Below are 16,939 nucleotides of genomic sequence, written 5' to 3' on the forward strand. Positions count from 1 at the left end.
TATAGGACGGTAGCTTAGGCTGTTTTGCAAACTTTTATATCAAAAATGTATAATTAAGAAGGATTAAACTCTCTCCGTAATAAGTGGAGAGAGTTTCCCTTGTTTTCATACGAAAGTAACAGCAATTACATAGAGGTGAAGGAAATGGAATTAGTAGAAATTAGACAGGAATTAGAGAAAATGGCTAAGCGATTAGCGGCTTTTAGGGGGTCTCTTTGACCTCCCTACTAAGGAGAAACAAATTGCAGAATTAGAAGAGAAAATGATGGGCGCAGGATTTTGGGATGACCAACAAGGCGCACAAGCTGTAATTAATGAAGCGAATGCGTTAAAAGATATGGTTGGAAAGTTCCGTCAGTTAGATGAGACGTTCGAAAATTTAGAAATCACGCATGAGCTTTTAAAAGAAGAGTATGATGAAGATTTACATGAGGAATTAGAATCAGAAGTAAAAGGCTTAATTCAAGAAATGAATGAGTATGAGCTTCAGTTACTATTAAGTGATCCTTATGATAAAAATAATGCGATTTTAGAATTACATCCAGGTGCAGGTGGAACTGAGTCACAAGACTGGGGTTCTATGTTATTACGTATGTACACACGCTGGGCTGAAAAACGCGGATTCAAAGTAGAAACGGTTGATTATTTACCAGGTGATGAAGCTGGTATTAAGAGTGTAACTTTATTAATTAAAGGTCATAACGCTTACGGTTACTTAAAAGCAGAGAAAGGTGTACATCGTCTTGTACGTATTTCACCATTCGATTCTTCAGGGCGTCGTCATACATCATTCGTATCTTGTGAAGTTGTACCAGAGTTCAATGATGAAGTTGAAATCGAAGTACGTACAGAAGATTTAAAAATTGATACGTACCGAGCAAGTGGAGCTGGTGGACAGCACGTAAATACGACAGATTCAGCAGTTCGTATTACACATACACCGACAAATACGGTTGTAACATGTCAGTCGGAGCGTTCTCAAATTAAAAACCGTGAGCATGCGATGAAAATGTTGAAAGCGAAATTATGTCAAAAGAAACTAGAAGAGCAACAAGCAGAATTAGATGAAATTCGCGGAGAGCAAAAAGAAATCGGATGGGGTAGCCAAATCCGTTCTTACGTATTCCACCCGTATTCTCTTGTAAAAGACCATCGTACAAATACGGAGGTTGGTAACGTACAAGCTGTTATGGATGGAGAGATTGATCCATTTATTGATGCTTACTTACGTTCTCGCATCTAATAAGCGAAAAAAAGCCAACGAAATTGTTGGCGCATGCTGAGGACAATAGAGGATATAAAGAATTTGATTTTATTTTTATAGATGAAGTAAAGAGGAAGAGAAGTTGGAAACGACAACTTCTCTTTTTGATGGGATTATATGTAGATTACAATGCTGTATATTGTTTTGTAAAAAGTAGAGAATAGTAAAATAGAGCGGTAATATGGTAAAGATTTATATAGAACTTTTCTAATTTTCCTTTTAAAAAGGATGCTTTATAGAAGTTTTTTAAGTTGTTCACAGAATTGAAACAACTTATGAAAGCTTTATTTTATCAAGGTTCTCACTGTATTTTTGAGGAATATGAAATACACCTTAGTTTTTCTATATAAAGATAATGCTTATAATGAAAATGAGTGTGTTAGGAATAAAAAGAATATCAACAATGGGGAGCGATAGAAGTGAAAAAGAAATTGTTGGCTATTGCGCTAGGGACATCGGTTGTTTTTGCTTTAGGAGCATGCGGAAATAAAGAAGAGAGTAAGTCGTCGAAACAGTCTGCAAGCACAGACAGCGCAGAACAAATTTTCCAAAGAAGTTGTGCGGGATGTCACGCAACAGATTTATCAGGGGCAACTGGACCTGATTTAAGAAAAGTAGGCGGTAAGTACGACGCTGCAGATATCGAAGAGATTATTAAAAAAGGCCGCGGTTCAATGTCACCAGGACTTATTCAAGGTGAAGATGCGAAAAAAGTGTCTGAATGGTTAGCTGAACATAAATAAAAGAGGTGAAATGGACGAGTTGATAATATAGTCAACTCGTTTTCCTTTTTTCTGGTATGTAACATAACTGTAACAAAAATGTATCCAAATTGGAAACCGTTTGATGTTACAATGGGGTTTGTAGAATTTTGCTGAAATATATTACATAGAGTGGTATTGCTTATGAGAAAGCATAAGTAAACTATCTTCAACAAGGATGACTAAATGAAAATGAAGGATGTCTTTTGTTTTCAGATGTACAGAAAAGTATTTCGAAAAAAATCATTAAGTATTGGGTGATAAATAATGATAAAAATGACGAATGTTTATAAGGAGTACCCGAATGGTATGAAAGCCATTGCTGGTCTTACAGTTAACATTAAACAAGGTGAATTCGTATACGTAGTTGGACCGAGTGGAGCCGGAAAATCTACATTTATTAAAATGATGTATCGTGAAGAGAAACCATCTACAGGATCTATTAATGTAAATGGACTTACTATCGAAACATTGGCAGAAAGAGACGTTCCGTATTTTCGTCGTCAATTAGGCGTGATTTTCCAAGATTTCAAATTGCTACCTAAATTAACGGTATATGAGAATGTTTCGTTTGCTTTAGAAGTAATTGAAGAAGAACCGGATGCAATTCGTGAGCGTGTAACAGAAGTTCTAGGTCTTGTAGGCCTTGAAGATCGTGCAGACGCACTTCCAAGTGAGCTTTCGGGCGGGGAGCAACAACGTGTGGCTATTGCAAGAGCAATTGTAAATAGACCAAAGGTTGTAATTGCCGATGAGCCAACAGGTAACTTAGATATTGAAACAGCTCTTGATATTATGAATATTTTTACTCGCATTAATGAGCGTGGCACAACGATTGTTATGGCGACGCATAATGCAGATATCGTAAATACAATCCGTCATCGTGTAATCGCGATTGAAGGCGGAAAAATTGTTCGAGATGAGATTGAGGGAGGATACGGATATGAAGGCTAAGACCCTTAGTCGACATTTGCGAGAAGGTGTAAAGAATCTATCACGTAACGGATGGATGACATTTGCCTCTGTTAGTGCAGTAACAGTTACATTATTACTTGTAGGTGTCTTTTTAACAGCGATTATGAATATGAACCATTTTGCGACGAAAGTAGAGCAAGATGTAGAGATTCGTGTACACATTGATCCAGCTGCAAAAGAAGCGGATCAAAAGAAATTAGAAGAAGATATGAGTAAGATTGCAAAAGTAGATTCTATTAAATATTCTTCTAAAGAAGAAGAGTTAAAACGTTTAATTAAAAGCTTAGGTGATAGTGGAAAAACGTTTGAGTTATTTGAACAAGATAACCCACTTAAAAACGTATTCGTTGTAAAAGCAAAAGAACCAACCGATACAGCGACAATCGCGAAGAAGGTTGAAAAAATGCAGTTTGTTAGTAATGTTCAGTACGGAAAAGGACAAGTTGAACGATTATTTGATACTGTAAAAACTGGTCGTAACATTGGGATTGCGTTAATTGCTGGTCTTTTATTCACAGCGATGTTCTTAATCTCTAATACAATTAAAATTACAATTTATGCTCGTAGTACAGAAATTGAAATTATGAAACTTGTTGGTGCAACAAACTGGTTTATTCGTTGGCCATTCTTGCTAGAGGGATTATTCTTAGGAGTATTAGGATCAATTATTCCAATTGGCCTAATTCTAATTACGTATAATTCGTTGCAAGGTGTGTTTAATGAAAAACTTGGCGGAACAATTTTCGAGCTTCTACCATACAGTCCGTTCGTATTCCAATTAGCTGGTTTACTAGTGTTAATCGGTGCTTTAATCGGTATGTGGGGAAGTGTAATGTCAATTCGTCGCTTCTTAAAAGTATAAAAAGTTGCAAACATAATTCGTACAAGCTTATCATATAGTAGAAATAGGTAAAGGCATCACACACTGTGTGATGCCTTTTGCTACACCACCTGTGTGTTTTGGAAAGGGGAATTCCGCATTGAAACGTAGAGTTGCAATTATTGGAATGGTTGTTGCATTTTTAATTGGTGCTGGCGGAATGTTTGCAGGCATGTCTGTATTTGGGGTTAACCCATCAGAAGTAACGCAAACAATTTCGAGTGGGAATGCTAGCACTGCGCAAGGGAATTTGGCAAAAATTAATGAGGCGTATGCACTAATTGATTCACGTTATGTGGAAGACGTGAAAGATGAAAAGTTAGTTGAAGGTGCAATACAAGGTATGTTGTCTACGCTGAAGGACCCTTATTCCACGTATATGGATAAAGAAACAGCCAAACAGTTTAGTGAATCGCTTGATCCCGAATTAGAGGGGATTGGGGCTGAGGTGAACAAGACGGACGGTAAGCTTATTATCGTATCGCCAATTAAAGGTTCACCAGCAGAAAAGATAGGAATTAAACCGAATGACCAAATTTTATCTGTAGATGGAAACAGTGTGAAAGACTTATCACGTGAAGAAGCAGTATTAAAAATTCGTGGTAAAAAGGGAACGACTGTCGCAATTGAAATTAAACGTGCGGGAGTAACTGATCCGATTGTATTTAAAATTAAGCGTGAAAAGATTCCGATCTTTACAGTGTTTAGTTCTGTGAAGCAAGAGAGCGGAAAAGATATCGGTTATATGCAAATCACTTCTTTTGCTGAAAATACAGCGAAAGAATTTAAGGATCAGTTAAAAGAGTTAGAGAAGAAAAATATAAAAGGCTTAGTTATTGACGTGCGTGGTAATCCTGGTGGCTACTTAAATAGTGTAGAAGATATACTAGGGGAAATTATGACGAATAAAAAGCCGATGCTACAAGTAGAGCAGCGAAATGGTGAGAAGAAGAAATTCTCTACGGAACTGAAAGAGAGAAAACCATATCCAATTTCAGTATTAATTGATAATGGAAGTGCTTCTGCTTCAGAGATTTTAGCGGGTGCGCTAAAAGAAGGAGAAGGATACGATTTAATTGGTGAAAAGACATTTGGTAAAGGTACTGTCCAGCAAGCTGTTCCATTTAAAGACGGCAGCAACATTAAATTAACGATGTTTAAATGGTTAACGCCGGATGGGAACTGGATTCATAAAAAAGGAATCGCGCCAACATTAGAAGTGAAGCAACCAAATTATTATCATGCGACACCAATTCAAATTGAAAAAACACTTTCATACAATTCAAATGATGTACAAGTAAAACATGCTCAGGAAATGCTTAAGAGCTTAGGTTATGTACCAGGTCGTGAAGATGGATACTTTAGTAAAGAGACAGAATCGGCTCTGAAAGCATTCCAAAATGCAAATGAAATGGAAGCGACAGGACAGCTTGATAAAAAGACAGCTGAAGCGATTCAAACTAAAATTATCGAAAAAATCCGTTCTGGAGAAAATGATCTACAATTACAGTCAGCATTAAAATTAATGGCAAAATAAGAAGAAATACAGGCAGTTTGCTGCCTGTATTTTTTTGTGTTAAACAAACGTTTGTTTAGTTATGATAATATAAAAAGAAAGAATGATATAAATGGTGGTGAATGAGTTCGTGGAGGCGTGGATTTTTGAAATAATGCGGGCAGTTGGACGTTTTTTCTTACACCCTGCTGTCTATATATTTGTAATAAGTAGTATCTTCGTTGGATACTTACGTATGTTAAGAGAACGAAAAGATTTTTCTTTTAAAGTTTATGATATTTGGTTTGAACTGCGAACCTCTCTATTTGCAGGGATTGGATACGGATTAGTAGTATCTATTATTACGATTGGGCTTGGACTTGTTGTTTCTAAAGCAAGCTTATGGGCCATTTTAATTTGGATGTTACTATTTGGATTAACGGCTATGTATCGATATTTATCGGCGGCTTATACATTTAGCATTGCGATTGTATGTGTTCTATTATCTTCTAAGCTACCAGTTTCCTTTTTGCAGCTTCGAGAAGGTGAAGAGAGTACCATTGTATCCCTTGTTATTTTACTAGGCGTTATGCTTATTGTAGAAGGCTTATTGATTTCTAAAAACGCAGTAGGATATTCGACGCCGAGGCTTAGGCAGGGGAAGCGTGGATTAAAGATTGGTTTACACGAATCAAAGCGTTTATGGATCGTTCCTATTTTTATTCTTGTACCGGGTGATGCGGTAACGCAGTTTATTTCATGGTGGCCTGTCGTTTCAATAGGTTCAAATACATATTCTCTATTCCTCGTTCCATTTTTAATTGGATTTATGAGAAGGATTAGAAGTTATGAGCCGACGGAAGCTTTATTATTTACAGGAAGACGTGTGTACGGATTAGCAGGACTTGTGCTCGTTTTAGGAATCGCAAGTTACTGGTGGCACGTACTTGCAATTATCGCGATGGGAGTCGCTATGCTTGGGCGTTTCACAATTTCGATGCAAGAAAAAATTGCCGATGAAACAAGACCAGCGTATTTTGCTGCACGCAATGATGGGCTCGTTGTACTAGATACAATTCCAAATACAATTGGAGCAGAGCTGAAATTACTGCCTGGAGAAATTATTACGAAAGTAAATGGAGTCATTCCAAAAAGCGCCGAGGAATTTTATGATGCGCTTCAAACGAAGACGACAGGAGCATTTTGTAAATTAGAAGTATTAGATACAAATGGTGAGCTTCGTCTTGCACAAACTGCATTATATGCTGGTGGACATCACGAATTAGGTATTGTATTCGTTGAACAGGAGCATGAGTGGGATTCGGAAGCGATGTAATAGAAGGAATGGTATCACCTTGTGGTGGTACCTTTTTTGTTTTTGGGAGATGGGAGAGTAGTTAGTAAATGAAATTTATATCGGCGATTTTCCGAATATATCAGCGCAACTTGAAATATATCGGCGATTTTGCAAATATATCAGCGCAACTCGAAATATATCGGGGATTATTCGAATATATCGACTTTCCAGCAAAAAACGACAACTATCGCAAAGCTTATTTTCAGTTTCATAGACGGATAACTTGAATAATTATTTGATAATGGTTATCATTTAGGGAGTCTTTTTAATTTTGGAAAATGGAGGTAAGATATGCTGCGTAAATTTTTCTCGTACTATAAACCGTATAAAGGTTTATTTATACTCGACTTTTCTTGTGCGGTTGTCGCAGGATTATTAGAACTCGGCTTCCCGCTTATCGTAAATCAATTTATTGATAAGTTATTGCCAGGGCAAAACTGGACGCTTATTTTATGGGCTTGTTTCGGTTTACTCGCAGTTTATATGTTAAATGCAGGCTTACAATATGTCGTTACATATTGGGGACATATGCTTGGTGTTAACATTGAAACAGATATGAGGCAGAAATTATTTGATCATATTCAAAAGCTATCATTCAGATTTTTTGATAATAATAAAACAGGTCATTTAATTTCACGCCTTACAAACGATTTAATGGAAATTGGGGAAATTGCTCACCATGGACCAGAAGATTTATTTATCGCCGTAATGACTTTAGTTGGGGCATTCTCATTTATGATGATGATCAACTGGAAGTTAGCGTTATTAACGTTCTTCGTCATTCCATTCCTATTATGGTTAGCACTTTACTTTAATAAAAAAATGACAGGTACATTTAGACGTTTATTCTCAGACGTTGCTGATTTTAATGCATGCATTGAGAACAATGTTGGTGGTATTCGCGTTGTACAAGCATTCGGAAATGAAAAGTTTGAGAAAGAGCAATTTGCTGTTAACAACGCTCGTTTCCGTACAACAAAATTAATGGCGTATAAAATTATGGCGTTAAATTCGTCGATTAGTTATATGCTCATGCGTCTCGTAACGCTCTTCGTCTTAATATGCGGTACATGGTTTGTGCTGCAAGGAGAATTAACGTACGGTGGATTTATCGGATTCGTTCTATTAACGAATATTTTCTTCCGCCCAATTGAAAAAATTAACGCGGTAATCGAAAGCTATCCGAAAGGAATCGCCGGTTTTAAAAGATATGTAGAGCTTCTTGAAACAGAGCCTGACATTGTAGACTCTAAAGATGCAATGGAAGTGAAGCATGTACACGGTGATATTCAATATAACAACATTACGTTTGGATATGAAAACAAAGAACCGATTTTAAATGACATTAGTTTGAAAATACATGCAGGTGAAACAGTTGCGTTCGTTGGACCATCAGGAGCTGGGAAAACGACGTTATGTAGCCTATTACCACGTTTTTATGAACAATCATCTGGATCGATTCAAATTGATGGAATTGATACGAAAGATATGACATTATCTTCACTTCGTAAGCAAATTGGAATTGTGCAGCAAGACGTGTTCTTATTCTCAGGAACAATTCGTGAAAATATCGCTTACGGAAATTTAAAAGCATCAGAAGCTGAAATTTGGCAGGCAGTAAAACGTGCGCAATTAGAAGATTTAATTTACTCACAGCCGGACGGTTTAGATACTGTTATCGGTGAGCGCGGCGTGAAACTTTCAGGTGGACAAAAGCAGCGTCTAGCTATTGCTCGTATGTTCTTGAAAAACCCTCCAATTTTAATATTGGATGAAGCAACTTCTGCATTAGATACAGAGACAGAACTTGCGATTCAAAAATCGCTTGCGGAGCTATCTGTTGGCCGTACAACATTAGTTATCGCTCACAGACTTGCAACGATTAAAAATGCAGATCGCATCGTCGTTGTAAATAAAGATGGTATTGCAGAACAAGGTTCACATAATGAATTAATTGAGCAAGGTGGAGGATACAGTAGGTTATACGAAGCTCAGTTTAGTTCGTAAATATAATTTGTACAGAATTAGTGCACCATAAGTAGGTAAAAATCTCATATGGGAGGCTATAAAGTATGATTGTAACAACAACGTCTACAATTCAAGGAAAAGAAATTATTGAGTACATCGATATTGTCAATGGAGAAGCGATTATGGGCGCGAATATCGTTCGTGACCTTTTCGCCTCCGTCCGTGACGTTGTCGGCGGTCGTGCGGGTGCTTATGAAAGTAAATTAAAAGAAGCACGCGACATCGCAATGGAAGAGATGAAAACTTTTGCAAGACAAAAAAATGCAAATGCAATTGTTGGTATCGACGTGGATTACGAGGTAGTTCGCGAAGGAATGCTAATGGTTGCTGTGAGCGGGACTGCTGTCCGTATCTAAAATGAAAAGCCGTGCTGATGCACGGCTTTTTGTATTCTATGTCGAAGATTCAATATTTCTTGGGAAATGTGGAATGCCCCGTCGATATATAGGGAAGACATTAGAGTGCTTCTTTACATTTTTGAATTTGAGTTAATAATTTTGCGTATTCTTGTTCGAGAGATGTGATGTCATCGTGATGATTTGGAATGGAAATCCGGCCGATGACTTCTGTTAATTTTGTTTGTAATCGTAACATTTCTTGCTCAGTAACGTTTACAGAATCTCCGGTGGTTCTTTTTGTGTATTGCTCGTAATTACCGTGGAAGATTCTTGGTTCATTCTCATCTACGTGTAGAATATGGTCTGCAACAGAGCGAATAAAGGCACGGTCATGGCTAATGAAAAGTATTGTGCCAGGATATTCTTGTAACATGGTTTCTAATTCTTCTTGCGTCGCTAAGTCTAAATAGTTTGTCAAACTTATTTCTGTTCGCTATTTTTAAATTTATTATTATACAATTGTGCTTTTGCCAGCGCCTCAGCATCGTTTTTAATTTCATCCAGTCCATTCGCATCTCCAATAACATAACCTTCAAATGAAGAACCAACAAAATCAAAGATATATTGGAATTGAGCAATAAGCGGTAATGCTTTTAGCTTTGGATTATCCCCGCCAACGATGACAACATACATTTTTTTGCCTTTCATTTTTTCTTTGAAATGAAGAGATGTATCGCGCAAGCTTTGTGACCAGCGATCAACAAAGTTTTTCATATGTCCACTCATTCCGTACCAATATAATGGTGTAGCAAAGATAATCGTGTCGTGCTCTAGCATGCGTTTGGTTAACTGCTCATAGTCATCATTTACGGATTGGAATCCTTCTGCATCATGACGTTGGTCTGTAATAGGATAGACGGTATGATCACGCAAATAAATTTGTTCTGTTTCAATGTCCTCTATCATCATATGTGTTAAAGCTTCTGTATTTCCGTTTTGTCTTGAACTGCCATGTATAACAAACATGTAATCACTCCTTTTCTTTTGCATGTTTTAGGAGTGAAACGTGTTTTTGCAAATTCGTTTGGATGTTGGAAAGTAATGTGATTTGCTTTGTTACTTCATTGAGTTTATCTTCGTAAAGCGTAAGGATACTGCTACACGGATTGTCGTACAGGTGCGGTTCAATTTCAAGGCAGCGCAGCATCCTTGCCGTCTCTTCTAAATTTAAGCCAATTTGTAAGTACATTTGAATAAGCTCCACTTTTTCGATGGCACTTTCATCAAAATCACGGTAACCATTTGCAAGGCGCTTAGTAGGGAGTAAGCCCTTTTCTTCGTAATGTCTTAGTGATCTTTCACTAACGCCAGTTTCTTTTGATAATTCTCCAATTCGCAATGTATTTCACTCCTTTTACATGTATTGTAAACCTTCACACTAATGTGAAGGTCAACTCTGTTTTTTCGCAAAAGAATCTACATGATTTAAGAACACTTGAATGGCTTTAGATGGAATGAAATATTTACCGCGCACGATGGAAAACGGACGGATTAGTTGTTCATTTGGAACTTCGACGTGGAATAGTTCTTTTGCTAATAGCTCTTTCCGTACAGTCCAATCAGAAAGGATAGCGATGCCAAGCCCGGCACTAACAGCTTCCTTTACGCTTTGGATACTACTGAATGTAAAGAATCGTTTCATTTTTAAATGGTGTTGATGAATAAAGCGGTCACTATAAGCGCGTGTACCAGAACCACTTTCTCTTAATACCCATACTTGATCTTGGAGTGTACTTTCATTTATTTCATTTGTGCGGAGTAATGGATGATTTGGCGGGACGACGAGCTTCATTTCATCTTGCATAAATGTTTCAACATCTACGTCGGCGTATACGACTTGTCCTTCCACTAGGCCGATATCAATTTGATTAGAGCGAAGGCTTTGCAAAACGTCTTCTGTATTTGAGATGAAAGTATGAACTTCGACGTGTGGATTTTCATTCGCATAGTTAGCCAGTATTTTTGGAAGTAAGTATTCGCCAATTGTAAAACTAGCACCAATGCGAAGTGTTCCTGTTACAACGTTATGTAGTTCATTAATTTCTTGTTTAGCATCTTCGTAAAGAGAGAGCATTTGCTTTGCATGTATATATAATATGTTTCCAGCTTCAGTAACTTGGACGTGCTTCGGGGAGCGTTGAATAAGCGTAGTGCCAAATTCGTTTTCTAAGTTGCGTATATGCATACTTACTCCAGGCTGTGAAAGGTTTAATAATTCTGCTGCACGGGAGAAGTGTTTCTGTTCAACGACAGTAACAAAAATTTTTAAAATGTCTACGTTCATATAATGGGCTCCTTTCTTTTTCTATCATCTTATCATAAGTATTTCTGATGATAGAGATTTGGTATTGGTATTAAACTTATTATAGAAACTCTCTTATAATGTAAGTAGAAAGAACATGCATGTTCCAATACGATTATTGGAGTGGTTCAAAATGGAACAAACACTTGTTATACAAAAGAAGAAGCGTTTTGGATTTTCGCAAGGAATTGGGATTACATTATTAATCGCAATTGCCGCGAAATATTTAGCAGAGCTTCCATTTTTAAATATTATGGGACAATTAGTAATTGCTATTCTAATTGGGATGGTTTGGCGCGCTGCAATTGGAGTTCCTCACGAGGCGATAGCAGGAACGAACTTTGCGAGTAAGAAGTTGCTGCGCTTTGGGATCATCTTACTTGGAATGCGATTAAATCTTGTTGATATTGCGAAGGCGGGACCGAAAGTATTGGTCATCGCGGCGGTTGTTATTACATTTACTATTTTTGTTGTATACGGACTAACGAAAGTATTTAAAGTAGAAAAGAAACTTGGGATTTTAACAGCATGCGGTACGGCAATTTGCGGCGCAGCCGCGGTCGTGGCAATTGCACCGCAAGTGAAAGCGAAGGACGATGAAACAGCAGTTGGGGCAGCAATCATCGCGATTTTAGGTACCATATTTACGCTTATTTATACGTTATTATATCCAGTGCTTGGTTTATCTCCGTACGGTTATGGTGTATTCTCAGGTGCGACGCTTCATGAAATCGCTCATGTCATCGCAGCTGCGGCGCCAGGAGGAAGTACTGCTGTAGACATCGCAGTTATTGTGAAGTTAACGCGCGTAGCAATGCTTGTGCCAGTAGCGATTTTAATTGGTCTATGGTTTGGTAAGAGTGAAGGTAGCAAAGAAAAGAAATCGTGGCGCGAACTTCCAATACCATGGTTCATTTTCGGGTTCTTAGCGATGAGTGCAGTGCATTCACTCGGGATTATTCCAGAAGTTGTTGCGGGATACATTGTTGTTCTTGCTTACATGCTTATCGCAATGGCGATGGCAGGGCTCGGTTTAAATGTAGAGTTTAAAACGTTCCGTAAATTAGGAAGTAAAGCATTCGTAGCAGGGCTGATTGGCTCGGTTTGCTTATCGGTTCTTGGATACGTTCTTGTATATGCGTTAGGATTTATGTAGTAGAGGAGAAAGCTGTTCCCGAAGGTATTTGGGGACAGCTTTTTCTTATGATTATAGTAGCGCTACGGATGTCGATATATTTGAAAAATCGCCGATATAAATGGAGTTGCGTTGATATATTTGGGAAATCGCCGATATAATTTAAGTTGCGCTGATATATTTAAAAAATCGCTGATATAAATTGAATTACTCTTTTACTTTGTTAGAGTGGATGTTCAATGAAATGTTTTTCTAAAATTTGTAAAGATATCTTTACTTGTAACTGGAAAATATTTATAATTCAAGTAAAGATATCTTTACTTTTGAAGGTGGATCCTATGGGTGTAAAAAATAAAATTAAAGAATTAAGAAAGCAACATCATATAACGCAAGTTGAAATGGCAAAGGCGATGCAAGTGACGCGGCAGACAATCGTAGCGATTGAAAACCACCATTACAACCCGAGTCTAGAGTTATCTTTAAAAATCGCCAAATATTTTGGAGTGAAGGTGGAGGAAATCTTTACGCTGGAGTAAGGGGAGAGAAAATAAATGATAAGCTTGAGAGATTTCAATTAGATTAAACGTTTAAATATATAAGGATTGGTTTTGGTTTATTAATAAGTATCGCATCAACGAGCGTGTTAGCAACAAAGAATAATAGATAGAAAAAGGGGAACTGGGATGGGATTACCGGTGTTATGTGTCGCTACAGCTATATTTTCGCTTCTTTGGGGAATGCAAAACTTTTCTCGTAATCCAGTGCCGAGCATTTGTATTATGATTGGTACTGTAGGTTTATCGTATTATTTATTATTATTAGCCCATTATCATAAAACGGCAACGAGTGTTGTTGTTGGAGCACTTATTTTATTTTGTGGGCGCGCCATACAAAAGGGGTTATTTCCATAAAAGCTGTTTATACACTTTGTATAAACAGCTTTTTGTATTTTTTTTACAAAACGCTTGAAAGTTACGTAACGTCATCTTTTATAATGAAAGGGAAGAGGTGATGGTAGTGATTTCAATACAACAATTGACGAGAGAAACAGGGGTTACAGTACGTACACTACGTTATTATGATCAAATAGATTTATTAAAGCCGAGCGGAAAAACAGAGGGTGGACATCGGTTATATAGTGAAAATGACGTTATTCGTTTGCAACAAATTTTATTTTTGAAAGAAATGGGATTTTCATTAAAAGAAGTTGCGAATATGTTAGTAAAAGGTGAGCTGGATTTAAAAAATTCGCTTGAAAAACAACTTCGCTTTGTACAGGAAGAACAAAAGAAATTTAATCGAATGGAGCGTGTTTTACAAGCGGTTGTTTATTCGGTAGATGTAGAGGGAGAACTTGATTGGAAAGTTATGTTTGAACTTATTCAGCTTTCGAAACAGTCTCCTCGTATACGTGAAATATTTCAAAATGAAGTATTTTCAAAGGAAGAACAAAAGTTGCTTCATAATTTGCCGAATATGAGTGAAGAAGATCCGAATGTTTTAGAATGGGTAGATTTATTAAAGCAATTACGTAATTTTATGAAGGAAGGTAAAGACGCTGCAAGTGATGAGGTACAACGGGCAACGAAGAAATTAATGCAGAAGTGTTTAGAAATGGCTAATGGTGACGAAGCGTTTTTAGATAAGTTATGGGAAGTTAGAAAATCGAAGGAAGATTCACAGAAAATGAGCATGTATCCAATTGAAGAAGAACTTTTAGTATATATGGATGAGGCTTTTCGTATTTATGATGAAAGGGAGAAGGATAAATGAGTATACTCGCAGAATATCGTTGGTATTTTTTAATTGGGGCAGAAATTGTATTTTGGTTATCAGCTATCGGTTTCTTTTTACTTCGCTACGGATTCCGTTTGAAAAAGGCGAGTTTTATTATGGGGATTGTACTCCTCGTAAATGAAGTGTTTATTTTAACTTTAGGAGTAGTGGACTATTATCAAACAGGAAAGTTCTCTAACTTTCAAATCATTACTGTAATCATTTTATTATATGCAGTTTTCTACGGGAAAAAGGATTTAAAGAAGCTTGATATATTTGTACAAAAATCAGTTGCGAAATGGCGTAATGAACCGGCGCCTATTATTGAAGAACAGGTAGAATTAACAGGCATGGCCTATGCAAAGCAGGAAATAAAAAATTGGATATTACATCTTGTTTTATTCGTTGGTGTGCACATATTCTTTTTCTTCGCGTATGGATTTATTCCATTTGAACAATGGGGTAATTGGTTAGAATCGGGAATCGTTTTAAATAAAGCTGCAAGTCGCGTGAGCCAAGTGTGGGCGATTGTATTTTTAGTTGATACAGCAATTTCATTTTCATATGTGATTTTTCCGAAGAAGGAGAAAGGAAAAGAAAAGCTACTTTCATAGTTGAAAGTAGCTTTTCTGGTATACAAATAAATTTTATAGGAGAGGATGACAATAGAAAAAAGAACCAGCTGTATATGTCTATTTCTCTTTAGTTTAGTAGCATGTTCACCATCTAGCACTATAATTGATAAGAAGAATGATGTCATTGTAAAGGAAGCAGGAACTTCCAATCTAGATAAATTCGAACAGTTCGTTAGGAACGTTGATCAAGGGAAAGTTGATAAAATAAGAATTGTACAGTATACCGATGAAGGTGACCCGGTTTTTCAAACGTTAGAGCATAGTGGGAAAGATATCCTTTATGTGTTAGATAGTAGACAAGACAAGTTTGCTGGTGACCATAAAGGATTACATAAAGATAGTTGTAAAAGTATTGTTAAAGAGCTGCGCGAATCAGAAAGTACTTATCAGTTAACAGATTGTATGAATGAAGCTGGGCGCAATGGATATGACTTAGTATATGTATCTAAAAAATAGAATTAGTAGAGGAAGGAAGTATTTACTCCTTCCTTTTTCTATGTGTATATTGTCGAAAACTTTACCGAATATCTGTTCGTTTTTTTAGGTTTTTTATAGGTATTCGTGGTAAAATAATAATACAGATTTTTATGAGGAGGTCGGATTTTCTTGGAACGTCAATTTGAAATTGTCTCAGCGTATTCCCCGCAAGGTGATCAGCCGGTAGCTATAGAGAAGCTTGTAGAGGGAATTAATAGTGGAAAGAAAAAGCAAGTGTTGCTTGGAGCAACAGGAACGGGTAAGACATTTACGATTTCAAATGTCATTAAAGAAGTGCAAAAGCCAACACTTGTTATGGCTCATAATAAAACGTTAGCAGGGCAGTTATATAGTGAGTTGAAAGACTTTTTCCCGAATAATGCAGTTGAATATTTTGTTAGTTACTACGATTATTATCAGCCAGAAGCGTATGTACCACAAACAGATACGTTTATTGAAAAAGATGCGCAGATTAATGATGAAATTGATAAATTGCGTCACTCGGCAACGTCTGCATTATTTGAACGGGACGATGTAATTATCGTTGCGAGTGTTTCGTGTATATATGGTTTAGGTTCTCCAGAAGAATACCGCGAGCTAGTTGTTTCGCTTCGAGTTGGTATGGAAAAAGACCGTAATCAATTGCTTCGTGAACTTGTTGATGTACAGTATGGACGTAATGATATTGATTTCAAGCGTGGTACATTCCGTGTGCGAGGAGATGTAGTTGAAATCTTCCCGGCATCACTTGATGAGCATTGTATTCGAATCGAATTTTTCGGTGATGAAATCGATCGTATTCGTGAAGTAAATGCGTTAACAGGTGAAGTATTAGCAGAACGTGATCATGTAGCAATCTTCCCAGCATCTCACTTCGTTACACGTGAAGAAAAGATGAAGGTCGCTATTGAAAATATCGAAAAAGAATTAGAAGAGCGTTTAAAGGAATTAAATGATAACGGCAAGTTGTTAGAAGCGCAGCGTATAGAACAGCGTACACGTTATGATTTAGAAATGATGCGCGAGATGGGATTTTGTTCAGGTATTGAAAATTACTCCCGTCATTTAACACTTCGTCCAGCGGGGGCAACGCCGTATACGCTATTAGACTATTTCCCGAAAGATTTCTTAATCGTTATGGATGAATCGCACGTATCAGTACCGCAAGTAAGAGCGATGTATAACGGGGACCAAGCGCGTAAGCAAGTGCTTGTGGATCATGGATTCCGTCTGCCGTCAGCTTTAGATAATAGACCGCTCACATTCGATGAGTTTGAAGAGAAAACGAATCAAGTTATTTATGTTTCAGCAACGCCAGGACCGTATGAGTTAGAGCAGTCGCCAGGCGCGACACGTTTCTCTATAAGCGTTTAGACGTGAAGTGAGAGTGTTGCTGAAATTTATCTTAAGCAACAATAACTAATATATCGAGAGTTGGAATGAAAATCGTCATGTT

18 protein-coding genes and 1 pseudogene are annotated in these 16,939 nt (G+C 37.2%); 15 read left to right on the top strand and 4 right to left on the bottom strand.

Annotated features, from left to right (window positions below):
* Positions 1-144: 144 nt before the first annotated feature.
* From prfB to MR168_RS17480, 8 genes are all read left to right on the top strand, one after another.
* A protein-coding gene (prfB, locus tag MR168_RS17445) for a peptide chain release factor 2 (protein ID WP_103597538.1) occupies positions 145-1,243 on the top strand; the annotation gives its coding sequence in 2 pieces (ribosomal slippage) (positions 145-216 and positions 218-1,243; 1,098 coding nt in all).
* Between the two features lie 440 nt (positions 1,244-1,683).
* Entirely contained in the window at positions 1,684-2,007 is a 324-nt protein-coding gene (gene cccB, locus MR168_RS17450; protein ID WP_000727971.1) for a cytochrome c551, read from the top strand.
* A gap of 285 nt (positions 2,008-2,292) precedes the next feature.
* A complete protein-coding gene (ftsE, locus tag MR168_RS17455) occupies positions 2,293-2,979 on the top strand; it encodes a cell division ATP-binding protein FtsE (RefSeq protein WP_000594321.1) in 687 nt (228 codons plus the stop codon).
* Positions 2,969-3,862: a permease-like cell division protein FtsX gene (gene ftsX, locus MR168_RS17460; RefSeq protein ID WP_000645027.1), complete on the top strand. Its 894-nt coding sequence runs from the start codon at positions 2,969-2,971 to the stop codon at positions 3,860-3,862. Before ftsE ends, ftsX begins: the two co-directional genes overlap by 11 nt.
* Before the next feature lie 118 nt (positions 3,863-3,980).
* Complete coding sequence (locus tag MR168_RS17465; protein WP_086412817.1) at positions 3,981-5,417, top strand: S41 family peptidase; 1,437 nt, start codon at positions 3,981-3,983, stop codon at positions 5,415-5,417.
* Between the two features lie 91 nt (positions 5,418-5,508).
* Positions 5,509-6,711 carry a PDZ domain-containing protein gene (locus tag MR168_RS17470; RefSeq protein WP_086412818.1) on the top strand — a complete coding sequence of 401 codons (1,203 nt, stop codon included), beginning with the start codon at positions 5,509-5,511 and terminating at the stop codon, positions 6,709-6,711.
* 312 nt (positions 6,712-7,023) lie between these two features.
* A complete protein-coding gene (locus MR168_RS17475) occupies positions 7,024-8,739 on the top strand; it encodes an ABC transporter ATP-binding protein (protein ID WP_000944620.1) in 1,716 nt (571 codons plus the stop codon).
* 65 nt (positions 8,740-8,804) lie between these two features.
* The gene (locus MR168_RS17480) at positions 8,805-9,116 is read left to right on the top strand and encodes a heavy metal-binding domain-containing protein (protein ID WP_000637523.1); all 312 of its coding nucleotides are present in this window, start codon (positions 8,805-8,807) and stop codon (positions 9,114-9,116) included.
* A 100-nt stretch (positions 9,117-9,216) separates the two neighbouring features.
* Here MR168_RS17480 and MR168_RS17485 read toward each other — a convergent pair whose 3' ends face one another.
* From MR168_RS17485 to MR168_RS17500, 4 genes are read right to left on the bottom strand one after another with little or no spacing between them, the layout of a single operon-like run.
* Complete coding sequence (locus tag MR168_RS17485) at positions 9,217-9,576, bottom strand: hypothetical protein (RefSeq protein ID WP_002025051.1); 360 nt, start codon at positions 9,574-9,576, stop codon at positions 9,217-9,219.
* Between the two features lie 2 nt (positions 9,577-9,578).
* Positions 9,579-10,124: a flavodoxin family protein gene (locus tag MR168_RS17490; RefSeq protein WP_000497611.1), complete on the bottom strand. Its 546-nt coding sequence runs from the start codon at positions 10,122-10,124 to the stop codon at positions 9,579-9,581.
* 4 nt (positions 10,125-10,128) lie between these two features.
* A complete protein-coding gene (locus tag MR168_RS17495; protein WP_086412819.1) occupies positions 10,129-10,497 on the bottom strand; it encodes a MerR family transcriptional regulator in 369 nt (122 codons plus the stop codon).
* A gap of 51 nt (positions 10,498-10,548) precedes the next feature.
* On the bottom strand, positions 10,549-11,442 hold the full coding sequence (locus tag MR168_RS17500) for a LysR family transcriptional regulator (protein ID WP_001099987.1): 894 nt from the start codon (positions 11,440-11,442) through the stop codon (positions 10,549-10,551).
* A 151-nt stretch (positions 11,443-11,593) separates the two neighbouring features.
* On the opposite strand from MR168_RS17500, the gene MR168_RS17505 reads away from it, so the two are divergent.
* The 7 genes and pseudogenes from MR168_RS17505 to uvrB all read left to right on the top strand — a co-directional run.
* Entirely contained in the window at positions 11,594-12,616 is a 1,023-nt protein-coding gene (locus MR168_RS17505) for a YeiH family protein (protein ID WP_006918442.1), read from the top strand.
* 317 nt (positions 12,617-12,933) lie between these two features.
* Positions 12,934-13,131 carry a helix-turn-helix transcriptional regulator gene (locus MR168_RS17510; protein ID WP_000538359.1) on the top strand — a complete coding sequence of 66 codons (198 nt, stop codon included), beginning with the start codon at positions 12,934-12,936 and terminating at the stop codon, positions 13,129-13,131.
* A gap of 147 nt (positions 13,132-13,278) precedes the next feature.
* Positions 13,279-13,506, top strand: a complete 228-nt coding sequence (locus MR168_RS17515; protein ID WP_000524139.1) for a hypothetical protein — start codon at positions 13,279-13,281, stop codon at positions 13,504-13,506.
* A gap of 100 nt (positions 13,507-13,606) precedes the next feature.
* Positions 13,607-14,368: a MerR family transcriptional regulator gene (locus MR168_RS17520; RefSeq protein WP_033691959.1), complete on the top strand. Its 762-nt coding sequence runs from the start codon at positions 13,607-13,609 to the stop codon at positions 14,366-14,368.
* The gene (locus MR168_RS17525; protein WP_000025219.1) at positions 14,365-14,985 is read left to right on the top strand and encodes a hypothetical protein; all 621 of its coding nucleotides are present in this window, start codon (positions 14,365-14,367) and stop codon (positions 14,983-14,985) included. Before MR168_RS17520 ends, MR168_RS17525 begins: the two co-directional genes overlap by 4 nt.
* A gap of 45 nt (positions 14,986-15,030) precedes the next feature.
* Positions 15,031-15,462, top strand: a complete 432-nt coding sequence (locus MR168_RS17530) for a DUF4362 domain-containing protein (RefSeq protein WP_006918449.1) — start codon at positions 15,031-15,033, stop codon at positions 15,460-15,462.
* 150 nt (positions 15,463-15,612) lie between these two features.
* Positions 15,613-16,824 (top strand): annotated as a pseudogene (uvrB, locus tag MR168_RS17535) (excinuclease ABC subunit B); the annotation flags it as partial.
* Positions 16,825-16,939: the final 115 nt, after the last annotated feature.

Source organism: Bacillus cereus group sp. BfR-BA-01356, assembly GCF_022663635.1.
Taxonomy (GTDB): Bacteria; Bacillota; Bacilli; order Bacillales; family Bacillaceae_G; genus Bacillus_A; species Bacillus_A cereus.